Here is a 22,339-nt window from a genome sequence, read left to right as displayed (position 1 = left end):
CACAGCGTGCTGCGCGGAACGCCCCGGCGCCCTGGGGACCGACCCTAGGATCCGATCGAGTCATCCCCTAGGGCCGTTGGGGTGACGTCCACCGAGGGCCGTTCGGCCAGTCGTACCCGCAGCGCGCGCCGCGTGGCGATCCCAAGTTTCGCGTAGATGTTGCCGAGGTGATATTCGACCGTCTTCGTCGTGACGTAGAGGCGAGCGCCGATCTCCCGGTTCGTGCATCCCTTGCCCACGAGCCGTGCGACGTCCCACTCGCGGTCGGTGAGCCCCGCGATCGTCGCGCCGGTGACCGGATCCGTCGCACCGGCGCGCCGCAGGTCCACGTCCACCCGCCGCTCGAACGGCACGGCACCGAGCCTGCCGAAACGACCCTTCGCGGTCTCCAGCGCGGTCGTGGCGTCGGCGCGCCTGCCCGCGCCGAGCAGGCGGCGTCCGTGCTCGTGTTCGAGGAGGCCCTCCGCGAGCGGCGCGGGCGGGCGATCCGGCTCGAGCAGGTACCGCTCCGCGGTGTCGAGTGCGGCCTGCCGGTCACCCGACGCGTCGAGGAGCCACGCCGACAACCGGGTGACCGTGGCACGTGCGTGGGGCGCGTCGCGCGCCGCCGCGGTCAGCGCGGCCAGCTGGGTGGCGGCGACGTCGAGGTGCCCGGTCCCCAGCAACCCCTCGACGAGCAGCGGCCGCCACCACAGATCCCACCACCGGTGGGCCCCGTCGCCACCGCTCGCGTCGTCCACGGTCAGCCCGGGCACCTCCCGCAACGCCGCGAGCATCCGGGGGTGGTCGCTCCGCGCCTGGTGAAGCACCGCGGCGCCGATGGCGGCGTACCGCAGGTCCTGCGGGCCCCCCATCCGCTGGGCGAGCTGGTGCGCGGCCCGCACGTGTTCCGCGGCGACCTCCCAGTCACCCCGGCCCGCGGGCACGAACACGGAGGCCATCCGCCGCAGCACCTGGTTCTGCGGCTGTTCGTCCTCCTCCTCCAGGATGCGCGCCTGCTCCATCGTCACGGCGGCCTCGTCCCACTCACCGAGCTGGTACTGCCCCGCGGCGAGGTAGCAGTGCGGGACCGAGCCACTGATCATGAACGTGCCGGTCCGCTGCCTGCGCACCACGTTCGCCAGGTCGCGCGCCGCCTCGGGGTAGCGGCCGAGCATCGTCAGCATCGCGCCCCGGCAGCCGAGCGAGTCCAGCTGCGCCGTCGGCACCGCGCCGGGTTGCTGCGGCAGGTGCGCCATCTCCTCGAGCGCCGCGCGCATCCCGGCCGACCGGGACACCCCGACCGCGAGCAGCACGCGGGTGTAGTCGTGCAGCAGTGCGGGGAGCTCGCCGATCGACAGGGCGAGCCGCGCCGCCTCGACTGTCTCCCCGACGCGCCCGCCCCACGCGTAGGCGCCCGCGAGACCCGCCGCGGCGGTCGCCCGGACCCACCGCGGCTGCGCGGGGTCGGCGCCGAGCTCCATCGCCTCGGCGAGCCAACGCTGGGCGGCCGCCCACTCACCTCGCACGAGGAGCGCGGTCATGCCGAGGCACAGGGAACGCAGCGCGGAGTGCGCGCAGTTCTCCATGGCCGGCCACAGCCCGGCCGCGGACGAGCGGTCGCGGCTGAACAGCACCTGGACGCCCGCGGTCAGCAGCCTGCGTTCGTGGTCGGCGCGTTCCGGTGACAGGTCGGCGGCCCACCGCAGGTAGGTGGCGGCCAGGCCGTGGTGGGCCTCGTCGGCCTGTTCCTCGGCGGCGACCTCCAGTTCCTGGGCGAGCGCCTCGTCCGGTTCGCTCGCCGACGCGACCCGGTGCGCCCAGGAGGCGCCGCGGTCCACGACGGCCGCGGCCCGCCCGTGCAGGACGCTCCGCCTGCCCGGTGCGAGCCCGGTGTAGATCGCCTCGCGCTGCAGCTCGTGCACCATGCCGACCGGGCTCGACGGCTCCTCCGGCCACCACTGGGCGAGCCCGGCGGCGAGCGCGGGCTGCAACGCCTCCGCGGGCTGCGGCACGTTCGCGACGCGGGCCGCGCGGGCGAGCGGCCCCCGGGCGCCGAGCACCGCGAGCGCCTCGACGAGGTTCCGGCTGGCGTCGGGCAGCCGGTCCATCGTGGCGCGCACGGCCGACACCAGCGACGGCGGCATGGCGATCCGCCGCCCCCGCAGTTGCTCGGCAGGCACCTCGGCCAACAGCGTCCGCACGTGGAGCGGGTGTCCCCCGGTGAACGACCGCAGCCGTTCGGCGGCCGGTGCGGGCAGGTCGTCGCCGACGACCGCCCTGGACAGGCGCGCGATGTCCGGTGCGGCGAGCCCGGCGAGTTCCATGGTCGTCGACGCCGACGGGCCGGCCCGGACCAGCCTGGTCAGCAGGTTCGCCACGCGCTCGTCCGGGCTGGGCCGCGCCGCGATGAGGACCATGACCTGGTCGGCCCAGACTCGGCGCAGCACGAAGCTCAGCACCTGCAGGGACGACACGTCGGCCCACTGGGCGTCGTCCACGACGAGCACGACTGAACCGGTGGCCTGGAGCGTGCCCAGCACGTCCAGCAGCTGCGCCCCGACCGCCAGCGGACTCGCATCGGCGGGCACCCCCCTGGCGAGCAACGGGGCCGCGGCGCGGACCGCAGAAGGCACCCGCCGCACCAGCTGGTCGACAACCCCGTTGTCGACCACGGTCTCGGTGAGATCCGCCGTGGCGGTGAGGACCGTGAAGTCGGCGAGCCCGGCGACGAACCGGCGTACCATCGTCGTCTTGCCGATGCCCGCCACGCCCCGCACGTGAGCGATCTGCGGTTGTCCCGTGCGCACCTTGTCGGCCATCTCGGCGAGACGGTCGAGTTCGGACTCCCGTCCGACGAAGTCGGCCACTTCACCACCCACAACACACGTCGCGACCCGCAGGCCGCCATCGACAGCACCATTGTGGACCGCACCATCCATGATCCGGACTTTTCGTCCTTCCCACCCCACCAACGAGTGAGATGCCGACAAGATGCGGACCGAACTCGTCCTGACGCACTTCGCTGCGTGACGGAACGATCACGAAGGCCGCTGATCACGATCGGGATACTTGTCCACCGTGGACTGCTCGGGGTGAGCACCACGTCCCCGTCAGAACCCGGCACCCACTGCCGGCGCAGGCCCCAGACGATCCGGCTCGCCGGTGCCCGTCCGTCCGGAGTGGACAGCGTTTCCCGGGCATGCCGGACAGAGGAGAAGCCGGCGCACGGCCCGTACGTCGCGTTCGCCGATCTCCGGCCGTCACCACGACGTGTTCACACGGCTGAGGCTTGGGATGGTCACGCCGGACCAGTAACCTGAGCACTGCCACCGCGCCGCCGCGGGGGACGACGGTGACGTGACAGGTTGCGACCCGCCGGTGCGGCCCTGGCCGCCGCGGCGGCTCTCATGATCGGCGACCGGCTCGGCGACGTAACGCGTCCGTCGGGGACAGCGCGTCGCCGCCGTCATCCCGTCACGTGGTGTTCTCCCGGCGGCCGTAACGCAGGTAGGCGATCGGACCGACGAAGTTCACCGCGATCGCCAGTGCCCACAAGCGCTTGCGGCCCTTCACGTCCTCCTGCGGCCGGTGCGCGAGATCGTTCCACGCGATCGCGGCCAGGCCTGTCACCACGCCGGAGCACAGCACGGTCCTCGCCGCGAACGCGAGGAGCGGAACCCGCTCGACGAGCAGGAGCGCGCGGTGTTCGACCTCATCGGTGAGGGGCTGACCAACCGGCCGATCGGCGAAGAGGCCCAGGCCCGAGCTGGCGGGGGACCTCGATCAGGGCTATGCCCACCCCACCGGGCTGTTGATGTCGTTCGTCATGTCATCTCTCCTCGTGTCGACTGGTCGGATGGCCGAGACGGCTGTCAGGGGATCGTTCGCACCGTTGTTCCTTCAGCCCCACGTCACGAAGGCGATGGTCAGACGTGCTTTCGAAGCAACGGAGACGTCGAGCACCGAGATGCGGGCGACCCGGCCCTCGTCGGTGACGGCACAGAACGTGTCCCCGTTCCGCAGTTCGTCCAGGAACAACCGGCTCCGGAGCCGCTCACTCGCATCCACCGCGGCACGGCACTCGTCGTAGCCGATGGCCGCACCCGCCCGCGGCACGGAGAACAGCGGAGCGTTGCCGGGCCCGTGCACCTCGTCCTGTTCGAGGATCAGCTCGGCCAGCCCGCCTTCGACCCGGCATTCACCAAGGTAGTCACCGAGCTGGGTCTGCCCGCCATGACCGGACTGAGCGGTGTCGAGGTCGACCTTGTCGCCCGTGGGACAGAAGCCGTCGGACGAGACGAGCTCGTAGGAGGCCGTGTCCTGAACAACCCGTTCCGGGCCTGCGGCACCCTGCTCCGCCGCGGTGTCGGCCGCCCCCGCCACCGCGAAGGTCCCCAGCACGACCGCCGCCACGCAACCCACGACACCAAGCGCGACCGCGGGCCGGAACACCCGTGTCCCGCTGGTCGCCGACTGTGCCCCGAAGGTCACGACACCACCGGCGACAGTGGCCACCACCACGGAAGCCCATGCCAGTCCGCTGGTCTTGAGTTCCGTGGCGATGTTGACAGCGATCCCGGTCACCGACACGGTGACGGCCACCGCGAGCGGCCACAGCCACGCGGATCGTCCAGCCATCGCGACTTCCCCCAGGAATGCGAACAAATTCGCAACGATCTTACACAGGGTTGTTCGGCGCGGCGCGAACTCGGCCACGCGACGAGAGAATTCTCCGCCGCTTCGTCCTTACGGCAACCACGACCGCGCTGTCGGCCAGAAGAGACCTGTGCTGGTGATTGGTTCCGTGAAGATCTGGTGAAGCGAGCCCGGCGCGCGGCGTCCCGAAAGCGTATTTTTCTCAAAACGCCGGTTCTGCCGTCAACGCGCCTAATCAGTTCTGGGAGTGAGCTATCCGGCAAACTTCTGGTTGGTAGCCGACTGGCGGGTGAGCACTCGTTGCGCTTGGACGTTGAGTCCTGGTGAAAGACCGTGCCTCTGTCGGTGGGTCGGGAGAGTTGATCGCTGATGGGATGTCGTGCCCGTTGCTGGTTGGCGTGAGCACTGCTTGATTAGGTCGCTGATGGTTCTCCCGCTGGCTGCTGTAGGTGATCGGCGTCGAGGGTGGGAGGACCGTTGCGGTTGTTCGTAGGGGATGACTGGGCTGAGGATCACCACGATGTGGAGGTGATGGACGGTGCGGGTCGGCGGCTGGCCAAGGCCCGGCTGCCCGAGGGTGTGGCCGGGATGGCCCGGCTGCACGCGATCGTCGGCGAGTTGGTGGGTGATGATGTCGACCAGGTCGAGGTGCTGGTCGGGATCGAGACCGATCGGGGCCCGTGGGTGCAGGCGCTGGTCGCGGCCGAGTACACGGTGCTGGCGGTCAATCCGTTGCAGGCCGCCCGGTTCCGTGACCGGCTCGGGGTCTCCGGCGCCAAGAGCGACGCCGGTGACGCCCACGTGCTGGCCGACATGGTCCGCACCCATGCCCACGAGTTGCGGTCGGTCGCCGGTGACAGCGCGCTGGCCGAGGCGGTCAAGGTCGTGGCTCGCACCCACAAGACCCTGATCTGGGAACGAACCCGGCACACCCAGCGGCTGCGGCACGCGTTGCGGGATTACTTTCCCGCCGCGCTGGTCGCGTTCGAGGACCTGGACGCCACCGACACCCTGGAACTGCTCGGCAAGGCGCCCACCCCGGCTCAGGCCGCCCGGTTGACGATCGCCCAGATCAGCGGCGCGTTGAAACGCGCGCGCCGCAAGAATGTTGCGGAGAAAGCGGCGGCCGTCCAGGCCGCGCTGCGTGCTGACCATCTCGGCCAACCCGAGGTCGTGACCACCGCCTACGCGGCCTCGGTCCAGGCGCTGATCGCGGTCCTGACCGTATTGGACACGCAGGTGAAGACCCTGCAAGGGCAGGTCGAGGCCTATTTTGGGCAGCACCCGGCCGCTGAGATCGTCCTGTCCCAGCCTGGTCTGGGGCCGGTCCTCGGCGCCCGGGTGCTCGCAGAGTTCGGCGACGATCCCGGCCGCTACATCACCGCCAAAGCCCGCAAGAACTACGCCGGGACCTCCGGGAACCGCGGATCCGAAGCGGTGAGCAACGACGCCGCCTGCCGCGCGGCGGTGACGGCCGAGGCGATGTCCTGAAGCTCGCCTCGGAACTCGAACCGGGCGCGCAGTGCGTACGACAGTGTGCCCAGCGCGGCCGCGTGCACGGCGGTGTTGTGTCGCGCGCCGGCTTCGACGGCTCGGCGCGCCGAGGAAACAGCTGCCTGGAACGCCTCGTCGCTGGGGGCGGCCAGTGCCTGCCTCACGACGAGTCCAGCATAGTTGACCAGGCCTTCCGCGGAGGAATCCTGATTCTGCGCCCGCAGCGCCTCGTCGATCGCCTGGCTGACGGACTCGGCGTCCTCCCCCTCTAGCTCCAGCCGAACCCCACGGACCATGACGATGGCACGCAGTACGTCAGCCTCCAGGCCGTGTGCTCGCGCATCCGCGAGTTGCCCCTCCAGCAGGCCGATGAGCACGTCCAGGTTGTCGGGTGCGTTCGTCGTGTGCGCCCATTCGGCTGTCGCGGCGGCGTGGAGCAGCAGCCCCGTCACGAAGTCCGCGGTGCCGGGCTCGTTCGCCTTTCCCAGGTCCTCCGCGGCGACCATGGCCGTGAGGAGGTCCGCCGGATCCCTGGTTCTGGTGTAGCGCTGACGCGTGAGTTCCGAGAGCAGGCTGACGGCCCGCAGATGGTCGGGCCGAAACGGCGGGAACCCGTTGACGACGGTGAGCGAGGTTTCGATGGCGTCGTCGAGTTCCGCGTCCGTAAGCGGTTCGGGGTCGCCGTGTACCCGCGTCGCCAGAACGTCGACCTGGACCGCGAGCGCCATCCCCGCGGTTTCGTCACCGGCCCCGGGCACGGCCCACGGGCGGGAACCGGCGAGGTCGCGGAAGTAGCCCGCGGCGATCGCCCTGTGCCGGTCGTCGTCCCGCGCCTCACCGAGCACGGAGTGGTACTGGGCCAGCACGGCCTTCGCGCCGTCGGACTCCACCGGCGAGAGAGCGCCAGCGGCGAGGTCCGCGCTCAGCACCGCCACGGCAAGACCACGGTCGCAGGTCACCGCCGCTGCCGCGGTCAGCCACTCCGCGACGTCCATCCCCCGTAGGGTGCCTTCGATGGCCGTCCGCCACAGCCGGTGCGTGATACGTGCGGCGTACTCCGGGCTTGTGCTCAATGTTCCGGAAACACCACCTCGATCGACATGGTCTGATGGCGGGTCGCGTCGCTGTCGCGGTGGAACTGGTTGCGCAGGCGAGCGACCAGACCCAGCTGTGAGTTCCTGCCCAGTGCGGTGCCCAGTCCCTGGTCGAAGCCGAGTAGCAGGTCCATCTCGCTGTGGGTCGCGCTGAGGAAGTCGACCCGGACTTCCAGCCTGCGCATGGTGTTGGCCCGCGCGGAGCGCAGTTTGATCAGCGAACCGAGTGCCTGGGACAGGTCTTCGTACCTGGCCACGACGGCTTCCGCCGCCGGGACGTCCGGAGCGGAACCGGCGAACGTGCCAACTGCTTCGATCCGGCTCCGGACCTCACGACGCAATCCGGCGGCGAAATCCGCGGTGACACCGAGGATTGTCGAGCCCTTGCTGGTGACCGGGTCGGTGCTGCCCGCGCCGAACTGGTTGGTTGTGTGCGCGTTCATGGTCGACTCGTCCAACTCGGTGGTGCGCAGGCTGGTCGCGCCAAGCAGTTGACACACCTCGATGAAGGCGTAGACCCGGCTGAGGGCCAGCGTTCGCAGCGCGGACTCGGCGGGTACCAGCTTGTCGCTCCCCGCGTCGCGGAGCAGCACGGTGTTCGGCGCGGATTCGACCGCGGCGATCTCCTGGTCCGCCACCCACGATCCGATCAGCGGGGACGGGACCACGACGATCCGATCGTCCTTGAGGATCTGCGGGTGATGGTCGAGCACGTCGACATAATCGGCGTGGCTCAGGAAGACGACCCGGTCGGGCCGGGCCAGCTCCTGTTCAGTCACACCGCCTTCCCTTCCCGTACCGAGTGAAAGCCTTGACCACCCCGGACTTTCGCCATGAGCCGGCGATACCACGCAACGAGTCGTGGAAATTGGAGGGCGGAGTTCGCCCACCCCCATTCCAGGGCGGCACGCACACGCCCTTCCTCCGCGGATATACCCGCCCCCGCCAGCTCAGCGACGATCAGGCCGGCGCAACCGGCGAGTGGCCGCGGTGTGCTGTCGTCGACGACCAGCACCACGGTAAGGCGGGTGGGTGCGCCACCAGGGTCGGGCTCGGACAGGTCCAGCTCGACGAGCATGGTGTTCCCGTCGTCGAGGTAGCGCATCGCGCGAGCGCCCGGTCGCTCGACCACCTTGGCGGCTGCCGAGATCATCGCCATGATCCGGTAGATCTCGGAGCGGTCCACGTCGGTGGTCAAGCGGCGGCCGCGAAGCCAGGCAAACGGAGCCGCACCGGGGTCGAACTCCGTGTAGACCAGCCGGACGGTGTCGCTCACAGCAGGTGCTCGATGATCGAGTCGGACAAAGCCCGCGCGCGTGGCGGATCGACGAGGCTGCCGGCCACGAGGCGAACCTTCGCCGCGTCGCCGACCGTGGCCATGACATCGGCGAGCTGCCGGGCAAGCAGGTCCCGGTAGTCGTCGTGCGACATCCGGTCGCACCGCGCGTCGAGGTCGGAGTGGGTCACGACGAACACCACCCGTCTGGCCGACGTCGCACGCACGAGCCTGCTGGCATCGAGCTGCACACGGGCCCAGTCGTCCGCCTGGCCTTGCCACCGCGCGCGCTGTTCCTCCCGCGCCAAGGTCCGCGCGTCGAGCAGGTACAGCACAGCCGCCGCACTTGTGAGCAGCGTGCCGAGAGACTTCGCGGACTCGTCGCCACCGCTGATGTCGACGAGCTGACGGAACACGAACTTCTTGTCCACGTTCAACACCTGTTTGCCGGTGGAGACCGCGACCGGCGTGACCTTCGTGGGCGCCTGCGTGCGCCCGGGCGGCTCCCACTCTCCCCTCCACGTGTTGATGAGCCGGGTCTTGCCGACCAGCCGCTGGCCGAGAACCGCCAGTTCGAGGGGCTTGCGTACCTGGCGCCGGGCGAGGTACGCCCCGGCGGTTCCCGCCGCGCCGGCAGCAGCCCAGATGATGAGGGGGATCGGCATGCGATGTCCTGCCCGCCAGATTGAAGATCGTGTCGACGTCATCATCGCCGCGCGGACCCGGCCGTTACGGTACCCGGCCGATTCGTTCCCAAGCCACGGACAGCCGGTTTCCACGGCGGTCCGGCCGTAACGAAGGGCATGTTCGCGACGACCTCGTGGTTTGACCAACCGCCGAGTCGGATCGGCCGACCGCGGCCGGTCGAGTCCAGCCACCGCGACCGAAAGCACCAGATGGACTGGAAAGAGCTGTTCATCACCGTTGCCAACGTGGCGTACGATGCCGCGCAAATCGTCACTGTCAATCGCTGGCTCGGACTCGATGACGACAGCGCCCACCAAGCCGTCGTCAGTTTCGTGCAGCAGCAGTCCGCAGCCGAAATCGACGCGATGGACATCCTGCTACTCAGGACCGCGAGCACCTACCTGGACGTGAACGCTCGTCACCGCCTCGTGAAGTTCTACGCCCTCTTCAAGTGCGCGGAGACCCTTCGCTACAACCAGTTCCGCGGCTTCCCTGCTTGAGAAAGACCTGCGCTGACCTACCGGAGTCACATTCCTGCAGGTCAGCGCAGCTGCCGGAGCACCCCTTCCAAACGCAGGCCACTGTTGGACGTGTCCGGCCGCGAACCCTTCGTCGACGAACTCTGTCGACGAGACCGGTCACGTCGCGAGGTCTGGCCGGTTCCGTCAGAAGCCGGGGAACACGCGGCGCAGGTCGTCGAGGGTGACGCTGCCCTCGACGGTGACGCCGTTGTCGTGTGGTGCCTTGAGGCGGCCGTTGATCAGCCGGATGAACGCTTCCTGCGGTCCGTCGAGCCTCGCGGACGGTGACTCGAGGTGGTCCACCACGGTGACCGCGTCGTCGATCACCAGACCGGCGCCGGGGATCGCGACGGACACCGGGGCCGCGAGCTCGGCCGGCTTCCCGAGGAAGCCCAGCAGGAAGCTCATGGGCCCGCCCAGGAGGTCGACGAGCACCGCGGCCGAGTCGGCGTCGACCCCGGCGTGTGGGTCGAAGGCCACCCGCACGTCCCACGAGTGGTTGGCCACCTCGTTGAATCGCATGCCCAGGGCGCTCAGCAGCGGGACCGGCTCCGGCCAGAAGCCGAGGTCGACCGTCAACGACGAGCGCTGCTCTGGCGTGAGCGCCTCGACCGTCTCGAGCCAGCGGCCGTTGTGCTCCAGAAAGCCCTCGGCCTGCGCTCGCGGTGCGGACGCGTCCCAGCGGGCCCAGATCGTCTGGTTGTCCTCGGCCGCCACGGTCTCCCCGACGGCCCGGGCGATCGGTGCACGGCCGATCTCCGCACCACTGCCGAGGTGGGAAAGGACCTGGGCGACCGTCCACTCCGCGGCGCCGCTGGTGAAGGCCAGCTGCTCGTCGGTGAAGGTGCGGACGAGACCGGCGAGCATGTCGTGCTCAGAACGGAGGGCGGTGATCGTGCGGTCCACGAGTTGACTCATGCCATTCCCAACTCCCGAACCCGCGGATGTGTTCCACTGATCAACACCACCCACGCCGGCCCTCGAAACACCAGGCCGCCGGTGCGCCGGTCCCGGCCGGCGTCGGCGAATGTCCTGGCCTCACCGCCGCGGCGGCCCGCAGCGCCGTGCGGACCGGGCTGGCACGCGACGGCCGCCGGGATTCGGGCGCGCCGCACGAGCGACCGGTCAGAAGTCGACCGTTACACAGGCCAGCCGAGGACCGGCGGTGCCGGCCTGCCCGGGACCTGTGTGCGTGTGCTCGGCGTGGAGGACCACCGAACCGGCGGGGCGGTCCCCGAACTGCCAGTCCACGCCGGCCGACGACCGCGCGTTCCCGTTCATGTCGGTAGTGAGGTCGAGCCAGATCTCGTTACGCGGGTTGGCGTACTGCGGGTCAACGGAGGGTTGTACGGGGTCGGGCACGTGCTGGAAGTGCGGACCGGCCGCGTCCCCCGTGGCACCACACGGTTTCTGGTGCACGTGCGCCCCGTATGCCCGGCCGGGCAGCAGGCCGCGCACCAGGAGAGCGACCGTGGTCCCGCCGTGATCAGGAGCGGCGAGCACCGCGGCGCGCGAGCCGACCGGAACCGACGCGGCGTCGTAGGTGACCCCGTGCGCGCCCGGCGTGTACTCCACGAACGTCACCAGGCTGAAGGCGGGGCGCGCGGCCGGCGGGTCCGCGAGCGCGGGCCCCGCGGCGCCAAGCGCGCAGACAACTATCCCGAGGAGAGCGGTGGCGGATCGGAGTCCCATGAGGACTTATTATCTTCCGGAACCACTGCTCCGCCAGCGGGTTCACTCCATCGAATGACGCGGATTCGGGAAGGGCTTCGCGTCCACACCACGACCCGGCAGCCCATCGGGCCATGTCCCTGACGCGTCTGTCGCGGCATGCCAGAGCACGGATGTGGCCAGGCCCGCGAAGCCGTTGACGCCGAGGACAGGGACTTCACAGTTCAGTGGCCGTCAAGCTGAAGAGTATGAACTGGGCCTTGTGGACGAGGTGGCGGTAGTCGTCCGGCGCTTCGTCGGCCATCTCCGGCCTGGGCTCGGGCGCGCGGATCTCGTCGACGGCGAAACCGGACCTCGCGAAGGACGCCAGCATGGCCCGCAACGGGCGGTGCCAGAACCGCATCCGCATCGTCCGGCCGTCACGTACCCAGTCCTCGGTGAAGGCGTAGGTGCCGAAGTAGTCGTCGCTGCCGCTGATCCGCATGTCCATGAAGGGATGGTGAGTGGACATGACCAACCGGCCGCCTGGCACCAGCACACGGTGAAACTCACCGAGTGTGCGATCCCAGTCCTCCAGGTAGTGCATGACCAGGGAACACATCACCAGATCGAAGACACCGTCGGCGAAATCCAACGGCTGCCCCAGGTCGGTCTGGTGCAGCGGCACCTCCGGCCCGAGTCGTGTCCGCGCGGTGTCGAGCAGCCCCACACTCAGATCGGCACCGGTGACGATCGCTCCACGCTTGATCAGCTCCGCCGCGTGCATCCCTGACCCGCATCCGGCGTCCAGTACCCGCAAGGCGCGCACATCGCCGGCGAGGGCCATGATCGCGGGGCGTTCGTAGCGCGCGTTGAACGGGCTGGACTCGTTGTTGCGCGCGTACGCCTGCGCGAAGCCGTCGTAGTCGTTGTCCACGGACATCAAGCTACCGACGCCACCGAAGGCCGGTAGCCGCGAAACGCGCCACCAGCAGCACTGGTCGCGGCAACGGCTCACTCATTGCCAGACGTGAACTCGGATCGGGCGACACGAGCCGAACCATATCGGCGCGGTCCGACGAGTGTCGTGGGTTCCTCGTGCGAGCGAGCCCTGTCAGCGCCAGAAGGTGCAGTTGTGCTCGGCCGCCACGTCGACCTGGGCGATGGCGCCCGGGGCCAGTGACTGGGCGTTCGCGCCGCGGAATGCCTGCCAGCGCGGGAGGTCGCCGCCGTTGGGGTCGCCCGTGGCCGCGAACCGCGACCAGTAGGCGATCAGCTGGTCGGCCAGCGCCGCCTGTGCCGGACCCAGCGTGCCGGGGAAGCCGACCAGGTCGAACAGGTACGGCAGTTCCGAGCTGTGGAACGCGCCCGGCGGCAGGTCGGGCGGAAAGGTGAACCAGCCGGTGGGCGCGGTGCGGTCGGCGAACTCGTAGCCGTACACCGTGGTGTGCCGTGCCATGGCACGGTGGTCCGCCACGTGCCTGCACGCCCACACCCGATCGGTCAACACCTGTGCGTAGGCCAGGGCCGGTGAGCCGAACGCGTCGGACGGGTACTCAGCAACCACCCAAGGCGCGCGGTCACCGAACGCCTCGGCCAGCAGCGACCGGTAGGTCTCCTCGGTGAACGGCCTCGGTACGAACGCGGCCGCGAGCCTGCCCTCGTCGCGGGTGTGCCCGGCGATCACCGGTATCCGGTGGAACGCGCCGCCCGCCAGCGCCAGGTCCGGGCGGGTGGGCAGGACCTCCGCGCCGTAGGCCATCCCGGTGATGATCGTGGAGTTGCCCTGCGGGATCAGGTCCGCCGCGGGCAGCATGCGCAGGCACTCGACGTCGGCGCACCCGTGCCGGGCGGCCAGGTCGGCGCCGTGCGAGCGGGACTCCGCGAGCGACAGCCACGGCGACCCGGCCGGCTGCGTGTGGATCACACCGTTGGCCGGCCAGCTCGACGCGCACGTGCCGCTCTGGATGATCGCCCGCTGGAACAGCTTCCTGGCACCCGGCGACGTCAGCTGACCGCACACGTCGAACCCCCCACTCGACTCACCGAAGAGGGTGACCCTGTTCGGGTCGCCCCCAAACGCGGTCGCGTTGCGCCGCACCCACCGCAGCGCCGCCTGCTGGTCCTCCAGGCCGAACGCACCGCCGCCGGCGAGGTCGGGGTGGGCGAACGCGCTGAACACGCCGAGGCGGTAGTTGATCGTCACCACGACCACGTCCCCCTTGACCGCGAGTCGGGTCGGGTCGACGTCGGCACCGGCGCCATAGCTGTTCCCGCCGCCGTGCACCCACACCAGCACCGGCTTGCGTCCGGGGGTGTTCGGCGTCGTGACGTTCAGGTAGAGGCAGTCCTCGTCGTCGCTCGGTGTGCCGCCGCCCGCGGCCTGTGCGCAGCGGGCGCTCGGCGTCGTGGTCTCCCGCACCCCCGGCCACGGTGTCACCGGCTGCGGCGAGCGCCAACGCAGTTCCCCCACCGGTGGCGCCGCGAACGGGATGCCCTGGAACGTCCTGTGGTCGGCCGCCGCCACGCCGCGAACCGCCCCGTCCGCAGTTCGCACCACTTCGGCGGGCGGTGCGGGCGGTGCGTCCGCCACCCCCGCGGCCAGTGCGGTCGCGACCAGCAGTTTCGTCAGCATCTCCGTGGCTCCCCTCGCTGCCTGTGCCACTACGTCCAAGCACCGCCGCCAAAGCCGGCATCCGCTGACGCGGAACAACGGTCCTTTCGCCGGGAACGGTAGCCGGGCGCCGGGCGGTACGGGAAACGTGAGCCCACGGCGCACGCGGTTGCACCGAACGCCACGTTTGTCGACGATCGCCGACGGGTAGGAATCCGGTCGGACAGGTACCCACTGATGGGGAGGTCTCGATGCCCAACCAACGCCGGTGGTCCTTCGTGCCGAGGACCCAGGGCGGCTGCGTCCTCTTACTGCTGGTCGGCATCCTGGCCGTGGCGTACAACAGCTGGCAGATGGCCGAGGCGAACGATGTCGCCGTGCTGCCGGTGATCGCCGTCGTGCTCGGTGTCGTCGTCATCGCGACCGCCGTCGCCGGTCTCGTGTCTCCCCGCCTGCGCAGCAGGTAGCACGTCAGCGGAACACGCCGAACCAGCTGACCGGGCACGACCCGGTCCTCGGCCGCGGCCTCGTGCGGTACCCGACTGCTCCCGTTTGGACGGTCGATACCCTGCCTGGGGATCGACCGAAGGAGGCGTGGTGCGCCGGAAGCTGACTGCCACGGCGCTGGTCCTGCTGGCCGTGGCCGTCGCGGTGGTCGGGTGGCGTGTTCTGGACCGGCCGGCGGAGTGTGCTCCCGGCAACCCCTGTGGACCGGCGTGGACGTATCGGATCGAGGACTTCCAGCCGGGCGGCGGCGACTACGCGGTGACCGTCGCGCGCGGCACGGTCGGCCTCGTCGGGCGGCCGGTGAACACCCAGGCCGACGTCGACGGCCGCCGCGCCGCGGTGCTGGTGCGGGTCGACACGCGCGACGGCCGCGAGGCAGGCCGGATTCCGCTCGGCCTCGACTACGCCGGCATCGCGGTCGCCGTGGTTCGGTCGTCCGCCCACGACACGATCGCGCTCTACTGCCCCTACCCCGGCCACCCCGACTGTGTCGCAGGCCGTCCCGCACTCGACGCCGGTGGCGCGTCGGTGATCGCGACGGCCGACGGACGGGTCGTGCGGGACCTCGCCGGACCGGTCGGCGACGTCGAGGAACTGGCCGCGTCCGGGTTCGTGCCGGACACCGGCGACGCCGCCTGGCAGAGCCGGGACGACGCCGTGCACCTGGCCACCGCGGGATGGGTCGTCACGTTCGCGGACGACTCGGTCGTGGTGCGTGACCGCCTCGGCACTCGGCTGCACACGCTGACCGCCGAGGACGACCTGCGCCCACGCACGGACCTGGACGTCGGCGCCGTCGTCACCGCGGACCGCGGCCGCCTAGCCGTCGTGTACACCGGCCACGTCCGGGTGTGGGACCTCGGTGCCGGCACGCAGCTGGCCGCCCTGCGGCACGACGGGCCCGGCCTGCCGACCTTCAGCGCCGACGGCCGGGAACTGGTCTTCGCCACCGGCGCCGCGAAGGGCGACGAGTGGTGGGCCGACCTCACCGGGTACCGCGTCGGCTGACGCGCGGGGCCCTCAGGCGTACCACCGGCGCCGGTGCCCCGGCCCGTTCGGCAGGCCAGGTCACCGGCGCGGTGTCAGGTGGTCACGGGCAGTTGGTGGTGCGCGCGAGGTTGCGCGAACCCCAGTAGACGGGGTTGCCGTCCCGGAACGTCACCCGCTGCACGGAGCCGTAGCGTTTCTGCTCGTAGTGCAGGTGCGGGCCGGTGGAGCCGCCGGTGTTGCCGACGCGGCCGATCATGGTCTTCTCCGACACGGACTGGCCCACCGACACGTTCTGCGCGCTCAGGTGCGCGTAGAGGGTCTGCCACCCGCCCGCGTGGTCGATCACGATGTACCGGCCGTAGGACGTGTTGCCCAGGTTCGCGACCCTCGACACCGTGCCCGGGGCGGAGGAGTACACCTTCCAGCCGTTGTCCTCGGGATAGTGGTTGAAGTCGACGGCGTTGGCCGGGCTGTGGTTGGTGCGGGTGCTCGCCTGCCAGGTCTCCCCACACGGGAACGGCAGCCAGAACCGGCCCGCCGTGCCCGGGTTGAACTGGTGGGAGGCGTTGTTGTTCTTCAGCGCCGTCTTCAGGTTGCTCTTCGCGCCGGCGCCGAAGTCCTGGTGGTCGCCGCCGTAGCCGGAGTTGTAGTACACCCGGACCGTGCCACCGGTGCGGTTCCACACCGACGCGGCGTTGTTCTTGATGCACTGACCCTGCCCGTTGCCCGGCCCCTTGAAGTCGTAGCAGGAGGGCTGGGTGGTGCCGTAGTCGGCCACCGACCCCGCGAAGTCGGAGACCGAACCCGCGTGGTTGCTGTTGTAGTAGTAGCAGAACTCGCCGCTGTTGCAGACGCCGTCCCGTGCCGCCGCGCTCGCCGGGGTCGCCGTGAGCGTGGTGACGCCCGCGGCGGCGAGGGTCGCCACCACAGCGGCCAACGCCGCTCGCGTCCATGTCCTGAGTCCGGTCATGCGTTTCCTCACTGGTGCAGGGATTTCTCGTGCCACCGGGTGGCGCGGAGGTACTGCTCCCACGTCGCCCTGGTCACCTGCGACCCGTCGTCCCGGCCGTTGCCGGCCGGTCCGTCGCGGCCCAGGTGGAACTGCCCGAACACCGTCGGGCAGGGCCGTACAATTCCCGTACATTCCCGGTCGGGCGTGACCTGATTGGTGTCACGCCCGACAGCGTGCGGGCAGTATCGACCCTGTCTCCCGAGGACCGGATGGGCCAGGCCTGAACCTGGCCGCACCAAGTGCGTCGGCGGATCCGGGTTCGCCACCGGGTGCCGCGGCTGGAACTACGGCAGGTCGGCGAAGAAGTCGCAGTTGTGGAGGTCCCGCAGGCCCGTGGTCACCTCGATCTCGGGTGCGAGCCTCAGTGCCTTGTCACCCGCCTCCGTGTGCCGGGGCCACGTGACCTGGTCCCTGGCCTTCGGCTCACCGAACCGTGCGAACGCGGTCCAGTAGTCCTGCATCGCGTGCGCGAGGCGCTCCTGCCGCGAGGTCAGCGGCCGGTCGCCGAGCGTGAAGTCGAAGAGGTACGCCAACTCGCCACTGTGGGCACTGGACATGTCGATGCCCTCGGGCTGGAAGCCGAACAGCGTGGGGCTCGTCGGGTCGTCGAAGAGGTAGCGGTAGACGGGGACGTCCTGGTCGAGGAAGAGCCTGGCGTTGGCGTCGACGGTGCATCCGGCACCCGCGTCGGTGCGCATCGCGGCGAGGGCGTAGAACGGGCGCTCGTAGGCACTCGCCGGGTACTCCGCGAGGACGAGCGGTCCGGCGGTCGCACCGAACTGCTCGATGACGATCGCCTCGTACTGGTCCTCCGTGATGTCCGCGTGCTGCTGGTTCTGCAGCTTCTGCTCCCACCGGGTGTTCCCGACGATCACGGGGACCCGGTGCCACTTCCCGGACGAGATGGCGTCACCGGAGGCCAGCGGGAGGCTCGACGCGCCGACATAGCCGCTGGGGCGGTTGCCCGCGAAGGACTGGACGAGCCCCGCGGGCCACGCCGAGCGCAGGCAGCCCAGTTGACCGGGACCGGCAGGACAGCCGACCGCGGCCGCGTACGCCTCGCTTCGCCGTTGCGCGGTCTCCTTGACCGTGCCACCACCGAGGCATGGCGAGCTCTCCATGATCGCGCGGTGGAAGAGGCCTTCGGTGAGCGGCGTCGCGAGGAGGTTGCACACGGCGCGGGCACCGGCGGACTGGCCGAAGACCGTGACGTTGCCGGTGTCACCGCCGAACGCCGCGATCGACCCGTGGACCCACTTCAGCGCCTGCACCTGGTCGAGCAGGGCGAAGTTGCCGCCGGCACCGGGGTCCTCGCCGTCGAGCGCGGGCAGGGCCAGGTTGCCTGCCGCACCGAGGCGGTAGTTGGTGCTGACCACGATCACGTCGTCCCGGCTCGCCATCGTCTGGCCGCCGTACAGGACGCCGGAGCCCTGGGTACCGGCGCCGCCGTGGTAGAAGACCATGACCGGCAGCTTCTCGCCCTTGCGGGCGCGCGCGGGCCGGTACACGTCGAGGTAGAGGCAGTCGAGGCTGGTCGGCTGGTCGTTCTTCACCCCGGTAGGCTCGAACTGGAGGCACGCGGCCTCCTGCCTCGTCGCGTCCCGGACGCCACGCCACGCGCGTGGTTCGACCGGTCGCTTCCACGCCCGCTCGTACACCGGCGGCTCCGCGAAGGGCAGCCCGAGGAACGCCTGCGCGTCGCCGAGCTTTCGCCCCTCGACCGCGCCGTACGCGGTGCGGACGACGAGGTCGAGGTCCTTGGTGCGCTCGGCGGCGGCCGCCGGGGCCGCGGCGGAGGCCACGGCGAGGACCCCGGCGAGCGCCGTCGTGGCCTTCCGCCACCACGGCCGGGCGGCGAGCTTCGATGATCGTCTCACTGGTACTCCTTCGTCCTCGGTAGACACATCAGGTCGGGGCGTCCCACACCGCGCCGTGGAGTCCTCCCCCGCGATCACGTCCGTCCTCGGGACGCGGCTAACGTGCGGACCGCAGCTCCTTCGAGAAGAACGGCAGGACCTTCGTCTCGAACCGCTCCGGGATCCGGTTGCCGTGGTTGCCCTCGTAGACCTCGAAGCTGTGGCGGACGCCGTAGGCGGTCAGGACCCGGTCGAGCTCGGTGAGGTTGGCGGCGATGTTCGTGTCCTGGTTGCCGACGTCGAACGCGATCGCCTGGGTCCGCAGCCCGGAGATGTACTGGTCCACCATCGCCAGTGGCCGGTTGGCGGTCATGCGTGCGAAGACCGCGTCCTGGAGGGCCCCGTCCTTGACCGGCGAGTCGAAGTAGAGCGGCGCCTTCTCCGGGTTCGGCGCCCACGCGGCGGCCGCGGCGACCGCCGTCCTGATGTTGCCGGGCACCTCCGGGTAGTCACCGGGGTTCGCGGTGTACGCCTCCATGGTGGCGATCTCCTCCGCGGTGTCCGGGATGTTGCTCGTCGGGGAGATGCAGCAGGAGCTGAGGATGTAGAGCGCCGAGAAGACGTCCGGGTGCTTCATGCCGATCCGCAGGGCGCCGTAGCCGCCCATCGAGTGCCCGGCCAGCCCACGGCCGTCGCGGCCGCGGATCGTGCGGAACCGCGAGTCCATGTAGGACACCAGCTCGTCTGCGACGAAGGTCTCCCAGTCCCCGGTGGTCGCGCCGCTGGAGTAGTTGCTGCCGCCGTACACGGTCATCGCGTTCGGGGTCACGATGATCATGTCGCGGGCGGTGTGGTTGGCCAGTGTCCGGTCCGCGATGGTCGGGATGTGCATGTTCGCGTCGTCGCCGAAGTAGCTCAGGTCGGTCAGCGTGAAACCGTGCAGCATGTACAGGACCGGGTAGTGGCGGTGTCTGTCGGACGAGTACCCGGGCGGCAGGTAGATCGACACGTCACGGACCGGCGAGTCGCCCTCGAGGTTCCCGGCCAGGGCCTTCGACCGCACCTCGACACGCTTGACGGTGCCGTGACCGTCCCGGCGGGACTCCTGTTCGGTGTAGGAGGCACGGGGAGCGGACGCCGCGCTCTGTGGCACGGCGGCACCGACGGTCATGGCCGCCAGAATGCCGACGAGCGCGATCGTCGCGCTCCTCTTTCCGATTCGGACGGTCCGCGCTGATCGTCTCACTGTTGCTCCTCATGTCCGAGTCGAACACCGTTGTGCGATTGTTCGTCAAGAAAAGCCCACTGCGATCGGTGAAATCAATGTTCCGGTGAAAGCGATTTCTAATCGGCCAATAAGGTGTGGCGGTCCGATTCCGTGGACAGGGCGTCAACCTCCGCTGTCCGGCAGAAATCTGCGCACCCGGGACGGAAGAATGGTGGCCGCGACCCAGGCGACGATCCCGAACGCCACGCACGCCACCGACAACGAGAACGCCGCGGCCAGCGCCGCGACCGCCACCGGCGCGACGGAGGAGCCCAGGTCGGTCGTCAGCCGCCAGGAGCTGAGGAACGGCGCCGGCGCCCTGGGGTCGGCGAGGTCGGACCCGATGGTCGCGACGACACCACCGCTCCACCCGTTGGCCAGCGCCATCACCAGGGTGCCGGACAGGAACCACCACTGGCCGGCGGACAGCTGCGTCGCCAGCGCGAGCGCCACGTGCGACAGTCCGAACGCGACGAGAGCGGGCACGGCGACCGCCAGGCGGCCCCAGCGGTCGGCCACCACCCCGCCCAGGTAGAACACCGAGAAGTCGATCCCGGACGCGATCCCGACGACGAGGGTGACGGTCACGTCGTCCATGCCGACGGCGACGCCGGCGAGGGGCACGAGGATGCGCCTGGTGATGCGCATCGTGGTGACCACGGAGACGGTCAGCCCCAGGGTCAGCAGGACGTCGCGGCGCTGCCACATCGTGCGGAACACCTTCGGACTCGGCTCGTCACCGGCGGCGATCCCGGCGGGCGCCGCCGCGCCGGCCAGGCCGTCGAAGCGCACCGACGCGATCACGACGACCAGGAGCACGGACATCGCCACGACGGCGAGGAACCCGCCACGGGCGTCCCCGGTGAGGTGGAAGGCGGCCGCGGCGAGGAAGGGGCCGGCGAACATGCCCAGCCGCGTGGCGCCGGCCAGTGCGGAGAGCGACCGCCCGCGGACCCCGGCCGGGATCACCGCGGTGATCCACGCGTGCCGGGCGGTGGCGAAGACGGCGACACCGCTCCCGATCAGCAGCGCGCCGCAGCCCAGCAGCACCACGGACGAGGCCAGGTGGGCCAGGAGGCCACCGAGGCCGGTGGCGGCGGTGGACACGAGCATCGTGGACCGCTCGCCGAACCGTCCCACGAGCCATCCGGCGGGCAGCGCGAACAGCACCTGACCGACCGTGAGCATCGCGGCGACCATGGCCGCCGTCGCGGGCGACCCGGTCAGCGCCACGGCGGCGAGCGGGATGACGGGGATCGCCGCACCCTGCCCGCAGCCCTGGAGGACGTTCGGGACCAGCGCGGTCGGCACCAGGTCGCGCCACGGGACCCCGGACCCCGACGAGCCCGTCAAAGTGGCCCCGACGTGCTCGCGCGCACCATGGTTCCCGACGGTACGACAAATTGTTGACAATGTGAAGAACAATTTGTCCGCCAGGGACGATGCGACCAAGTGATAAGGTTCACCTTATCGGTCGAGTAGTAATTCGATACTTTCCGGTAGTGCCCCACGGTCCTATGTTTCACGAGAGTTAACGAGATCCGGAGGGCTCGGATCGCGAAGCAGCCTGGACCTGAAGGATGATCGACATGAAATTCAGGAATTTACTCGTCGGGCCCGTAGTGGTGGGTTCCCTGCTGCTCGCGGGATGCGGTTCCTCCGGCAGCGAGAACACCGAGGACCTGCCCACCAGCGCGGCCGACGCGGGCGGACTGGATGAGCTGGTCAAAAAGGCCAAGGAGGAGGGCGAGGTCAGCCTCTACGCGGCCACGACGGAAAAGTCGACCAGTGCCTGGGTGCAGCATTTCGAGGACAAGTACGGCATTCCGGTCAAACTCTACCGGGACGGCAGCACGACCCTTTATCAGAAATGGGCGCAGGAAGTGCAGGGCGGGGTCAACAACGCCGACATCGTCGTCCAGAACGTTCAGCAGCTGTGGCAGGACGCCGCGGACAAGGGCTGGGTCACCGACTACCGGACCGAGAACTACGACGCGTTCGACTTCGACGAGGTGCTCCCGGACTCCGGGCTCGCGGGCATCGCCTACCCCATGCACCAGAGCATCGGGGCCGTGGCGTGGAACACCGAGCGGGCCACCCCGGAGCAGCAGAAGCTGCTGAACGAGGACCCCGTGGCCGCACTCGCCCACCCCGCGTTCAAGGGCCAGATCGCGCTCGGCGACACCGGCGGTGCGACCACGGCAGGCAACTACGCCAACATCATCCTCAACCAGGCCGACGAGTACGGGTGGGACTGGCTGCAAGGCGTCGCGGACAACGACCCGGCGCTGTTCGAGAGTCAGATCCCGATCGCCGAGCAGCTGGTGAAGGGCGAGTACACCGTCACGTTCGGCACGGACACGCTCTACAACGACTACATCGCCAAGGGCGCGCCCATCGAGTACAAGTACCCGGACCCCACCAGTGCCGCGATCTGGATGGTCGGCCTGCCCACGCAGACGCCCCACCCGTACGCCGCGCGCCTGTTCATGGAATGGGCGACCTCCGACGAGGGCCACGACCTCATGGCGGAACTCGGCACCGGCACCGGCACGCGGACCGGCTGGGTCGACGAACGCGAGGTCGCGCAGGAACCGTGGTACGCCAAGCCGGTCGTCTGGTACGGCATGGCCACCGACCCCGAGTTGCAGGGCGACAAGTTCGGCGACTTCGTCAGCAGGGTGAACGAGACACTCAACAGTTGACAGGCCAACGCTCGATCGACGTCAGGAT

At 70.0% G+C, this 22,339-nt stretch carries 21 protein-coding genes; 5 read left to right on the top strand and 16 right to left on the bottom strand.

What is annotated here, in order from left to right; all coding sequences use genetic code 11:
• Positions 1-44 precede the first annotated feature (44 nt).
• From ACFPCV_RS27505 to ACFPCV_RS27495, 3 genes are all read right to left on the bottom strand, one after another.
• Positions 45-2,849 carry a helix-turn-helix transcriptional regulator gene (locus tag ACFPCV_RS27505; protein WP_378059248.1) on the bottom strand — a complete coding sequence of 935 codons (2,805 nt, stop codon included), beginning with the start codon at positions 2,847-2,849 and terminating at the stop codon, positions 45-47.
• A 607-nt stretch (positions 2,850-3,456) separates the two neighbouring features.
• Positions 3,457-3,615, bottom strand: coding sequence for a PLDc N-terminal domain-containing protein (locus ACFPCV_RS27500; RefSeq protein WP_378059247.1), 159 nt, complete (start codon positions 3,613-3,615; stop codon positions 3,457-3,459).
• Positions 3,616-3,882: 267 nt separating this feature from the next.
• The gene (locus ACFPCV_RS27495; protein WP_378059246.1) at positions 3,883-4,620 is read right to left on the bottom strand and encodes a hypothetical protein; all 738 of its coding nucleotides are present in this window, start codon (positions 4,618-4,620) and stop codon (positions 3,883-3,885) included.
• Positions 4,621-5,103: 483 nt separating this feature from the next.
• On the opposite strand from ACFPCV_RS27495, the gene ACFPCV_RS27490 reads away from it, so the two are divergent.
• Positions 5,104-6,129 (top strand): IS110 family transposase, encoded by a 1,026-nt coding sequence (locus ACFPCV_RS27490; RefSeq protein WP_378059245.1) that lies wholly within the window; start codon positions 5,104-5,106, stop codon positions 6,127-6,129.
• Here the strand turns inward: ACFPCV_RS27490 and ACFPCV_RS27485 are convergent.
• From ACFPCV_RS27485 to ACFPCV_RS27470, 4 genes are all read right to left on the bottom strand, one after another.
• Complete coding sequence (locus tag ACFPCV_RS27485) at positions 6,039-7,127, bottom strand: hypothetical protein (protein ID WP_378059244.1); 1,089 nt, start codon at positions 7,125-7,127, stop codon at positions 6,039-6,041. The genes ACFPCV_RS27490 and ACFPCV_RS27485 overlap by 91 nt on opposite strands.
• 74 nt (positions 7,128-7,201) lie before the next feature.
• The gene (locus ACFPCV_RS27480; RefSeq protein ID WP_378059243.1) at positions 7,202-8,005 is read right to left on the bottom strand and encodes a hypothetical protein; all 804 of its coding nucleotides are present in this window, start codon (positions 8,003-8,005) and stop codon (positions 7,202-7,204) included.
• On the bottom strand, positions 8,002-8,502 hold the full coding sequence (locus ACFPCV_RS27475; RefSeq protein ID WP_378059242.1) for a hypothetical protein: 501 nt from the start codon (positions 8,500-8,502) through the stop codon (positions 8,002-8,004). Before ACFPCV_RS27475 ends, ACFPCV_RS27480 begins: the two co-directional genes overlap by 4 nt.
• Positions 8,499-9,167: a GTPase domain-containing protein gene (locus ACFPCV_RS27470; RefSeq protein ID WP_378059241.1), complete on the bottom strand. Its 669-nt coding sequence runs from the start codon at positions 9,165-9,167 to the stop codon at positions 8,499-8,501. The genes ACFPCV_RS27475 and ACFPCV_RS27470 overlap by 4 nt, the downstream gene beginning before the upstream one ends.
• Positions 9,168-9,305: 138 nt before the next feature.
• On the opposite strand from ACFPCV_RS27470, the gene ACFPCV_RS27465 reads away from it, so the two are divergent.
• Positions 9,306-9,689, top strand: coding sequence for a hypothetical protein (locus ACFPCV_RS27465; RefSeq protein WP_378059240.1), 384 nt, complete (start codon positions 9,306-9,308; stop codon positions 9,687-9,689).
• Positions 9,690-9,854: 165 nt separating this feature from the next.
• Here ACFPCV_RS27465 and ACFPCV_RS27460 read toward each other — a convergent pair whose 3' ends face one another.
• The 4 genes from ACFPCV_RS27460 to ACFPCV_RS27445 all read right to left on the bottom strand — a co-directional run bounded on the left by ACFPCV_RS27460 (position 9,855) and on the right by ACFPCV_RS27445 (position 13,995).
• A complete protein-coding gene (locus ACFPCV_RS27460; protein ID WP_378059239.1) occupies positions 9,855-10,628 on the bottom strand; it encodes a maleylpyruvate isomerase family mycothiol-dependent enzyme in 774 nt (257 codons plus the stop codon).
• Positions 10,629-10,835: 207 nt separating this feature from the next.
• Positions 10,836-11,402 carry a superoxide dismutase gene (locus ACFPCV_RS27455; RefSeq protein WP_378059237.1) on the bottom strand — a complete coding sequence of 189 codons (567 nt, stop codon included), beginning with the start codon at positions 11,400-11,402 and terminating at the stop codon, positions 10,836-10,838.
• Positions 11,403-11,598: 196 nt separating this feature from the next.
• Positions 11,599-12,297 (bottom strand): class I SAM-dependent methyltransferase, encoded by a 699-nt coding sequence (locus tag ACFPCV_RS27450; protein ID WP_378059236.1) that lies wholly within the window; start codon positions 12,295-12,297, stop codon positions 11,599-11,601.
• A 177-nt stretch (positions 12,298-12,474) separates the two neighbouring features.
• Positions 12,475-13,995 carry a carboxylesterase/lipase family protein gene (locus ACFPCV_RS27445; RefSeq protein ID WP_378059235.1) on the bottom strand — a complete coding sequence of 507 codons (1,521 nt, stop codon included), beginning with the start codon at positions 13,993-13,995 and terminating at the stop codon, positions 12,475-12,477.
• Between the two features lie 230 nt (positions 13,996-14,225).
• Between ACFPCV_RS27445 and ACFPCV_RS27440 the strand changes: the two genes are divergently transcribed.
• Positions 14,226-14,441 (top strand): hypothetical protein, encoded by a 216-nt coding sequence (locus ACFPCV_RS27440; protein WP_378059234.1) that lies wholly within the window; start codon positions 14,226-14,228, stop codon positions 14,439-14,441.
• Between the two features lie 130 nt (positions 14,442-14,571).
• Positions 14,572-15,489 (top strand): hypothetical protein, encoded by a 918-nt coding sequence (locus tag ACFPCV_RS27435; protein WP_378059233.1) that lies wholly within the window; start codon positions 14,572-14,574, stop codon positions 15,487-15,489.
• An 82-nt stretch (positions 15,490-15,571) separates the two neighbouring features.
• Here the strand turns inward: ACFPCV_RS27435 and ACFPCV_RS27430 are convergent, their stop codons facing one another.
• From ACFPCV_RS27430 to ACFPCV_RS27410, 5 genes are all read right to left on the bottom strand, one after another.
• Positions 15,572-16,441, bottom strand: a complete 870-nt coding sequence (locus ACFPCV_RS27430; protein ID WP_378059232.1) for a peptidoglycan DD-metalloendopeptidase family protein — start codon at positions 16,439-16,441, stop codon at positions 15,572-15,574.
• Between the two features lie 8 nt (positions 16,442-16,449).
• Entirely contained in the window at positions 16,450-16,584 is a 135-nt protein-coding gene (locus ACFPCV_RS27425) for a hypothetical protein (RefSeq protein WP_378059231.1), read from the bottom strand.
• 183 nt (positions 16,585-16,767) lie between these two features.
• On the bottom strand, positions 16,768-18,360 hold the full coding sequence (locus ACFPCV_RS27420; protein WP_378059230.1) for a carboxylesterase/lipase family protein: 1,593 nt from the start codon (positions 18,358-18,360) through the stop codon (positions 16,768-16,770).
• Positions 18,361-18,457: 97 nt separating this feature from the next.
• Positions 18,458-19,585, bottom strand: coding sequence for an alpha/beta hydrolase (locus ACFPCV_RS27415; protein ID WP_378059229.1), 1,128 nt, complete (start codon positions 19,583-19,585; stop codon positions 18,458-18,460).
• Between the two features lie 144 nt (positions 19,586-19,729).
• The gene (locus tag ACFPCV_RS27410; protein ID WP_378059228.1) at positions 19,730-20,959 is read right to left on the bottom strand and encodes an MFS transporter; all 1,230 of its coding nucleotides are present in this window, start codon (positions 20,957-20,959) and stop codon (positions 19,730-19,732) included.
• A 227-nt stretch (positions 20,960-21,186) separates the two neighbouring features.
• Between ACFPCV_RS27410 and ACFPCV_RS27405 the strand changes: the two genes are divergently transcribed.
• Positions 21,187-22,311, top strand: a complete 1,125-nt coding sequence (locus ACFPCV_RS27405) for an ABC transporter substrate-binding protein (protein ID WP_378059227.1) — start codon at positions 21,187-21,189, stop codon at positions 22,309-22,311.
• Positions 22,312-22,339 lie beyond the last annotated feature (28 nt).

Source organism: Actinophytocola glycyrrhizae, from assembly GCF_042653545.1.
Classification (GTDB): Bacteria; Actinomycetota; Actinomycetes; order Mycobacteriales; family Pseudonocardiaceae; genus Actinophytocola; species Actinophytocola glycyrrhizae.
Note: the sequence above shows the minus strand (reverse complement) of the source record. Positions and strands in the feature narration are given on the sequence as shown.

Excerpts from the sequence above, each read along its gene's own strand:
- ACFPCV_RS27495 (WP_378059246.1), bottom strand. The coding sequence starts at position 4,620 with ATGGCTGGACGATCCGCGTGGCTGTGGCCGCTCGCGGTGGCCGTCACC.
- ACFPCV_RS27485 (WP_378059244.1), bottom strand. The coding sequence starts at position 7,127 with ATGGACGTCGCGGAGTGGCTGACCGCGGCAGCGGCGGTGACCTGCGAC.
- ACFPCV_RS27470 (WP_378059241.1), bottom strand. The coding sequence starts at position 9,167 with ATGCCGATCCCCCTCATCATCTGGGCTGCTGCCGGCGCGGCGGGAACC.
- ACFPCV_RS27465 (WP_378059240.1), top strand. The coding sequence starts at position 9,306 with ATGTTCGCGACGACCTCGTGGTTTGACCAACCGCCGAGTCGGATCGGC.
- ACFPCV_RS27460 (WP_378059239.1), bottom strand. The coding sequence starts at position 10,628 with ATGAGTCAACTCGTGGACCGCACGATCACCGCCCTCCGTTCTGAGCAC.
- ACFPCV_RS27455 (WP_378059237.1), bottom strand. The coding sequence starts at position 11,402 with ATGGGACTCCGATCCGCCACCGCTCTCCTCGGGATAGTTGTCTGCGCG.
- ACFPCV_RS27445 (WP_378059235.1), bottom strand. The coding sequence starts at position 13,995 with ATGCTGACGAAACTGCTGGTCGCGACCGCACTGGCCGCGGGGGTGGCG.
- ACFPCV_RS27440 (WP_378059234.1), top strand. The coding sequence starts at position 14,226 with ATGCCCAACCAACGCCGGTGGTCCTTCGTGCCGAGGACCCAGGGCGGC.
- ACFPCV_RS27430 (WP_378059232.1), bottom strand. The coding sequence starts at position 16,441 with ATGACCGGACTCAGGACATGGACGCGAGCGGCGTTGGCCGCTGTGGTG.
- ACFPCV_RS27405 (WP_378059227.1), top strand. The coding sequence starts at position 21,187 with ATGATCGACATGAAATTCAGGAATTTACTCGTCGGGCCCGTAGTGGTG.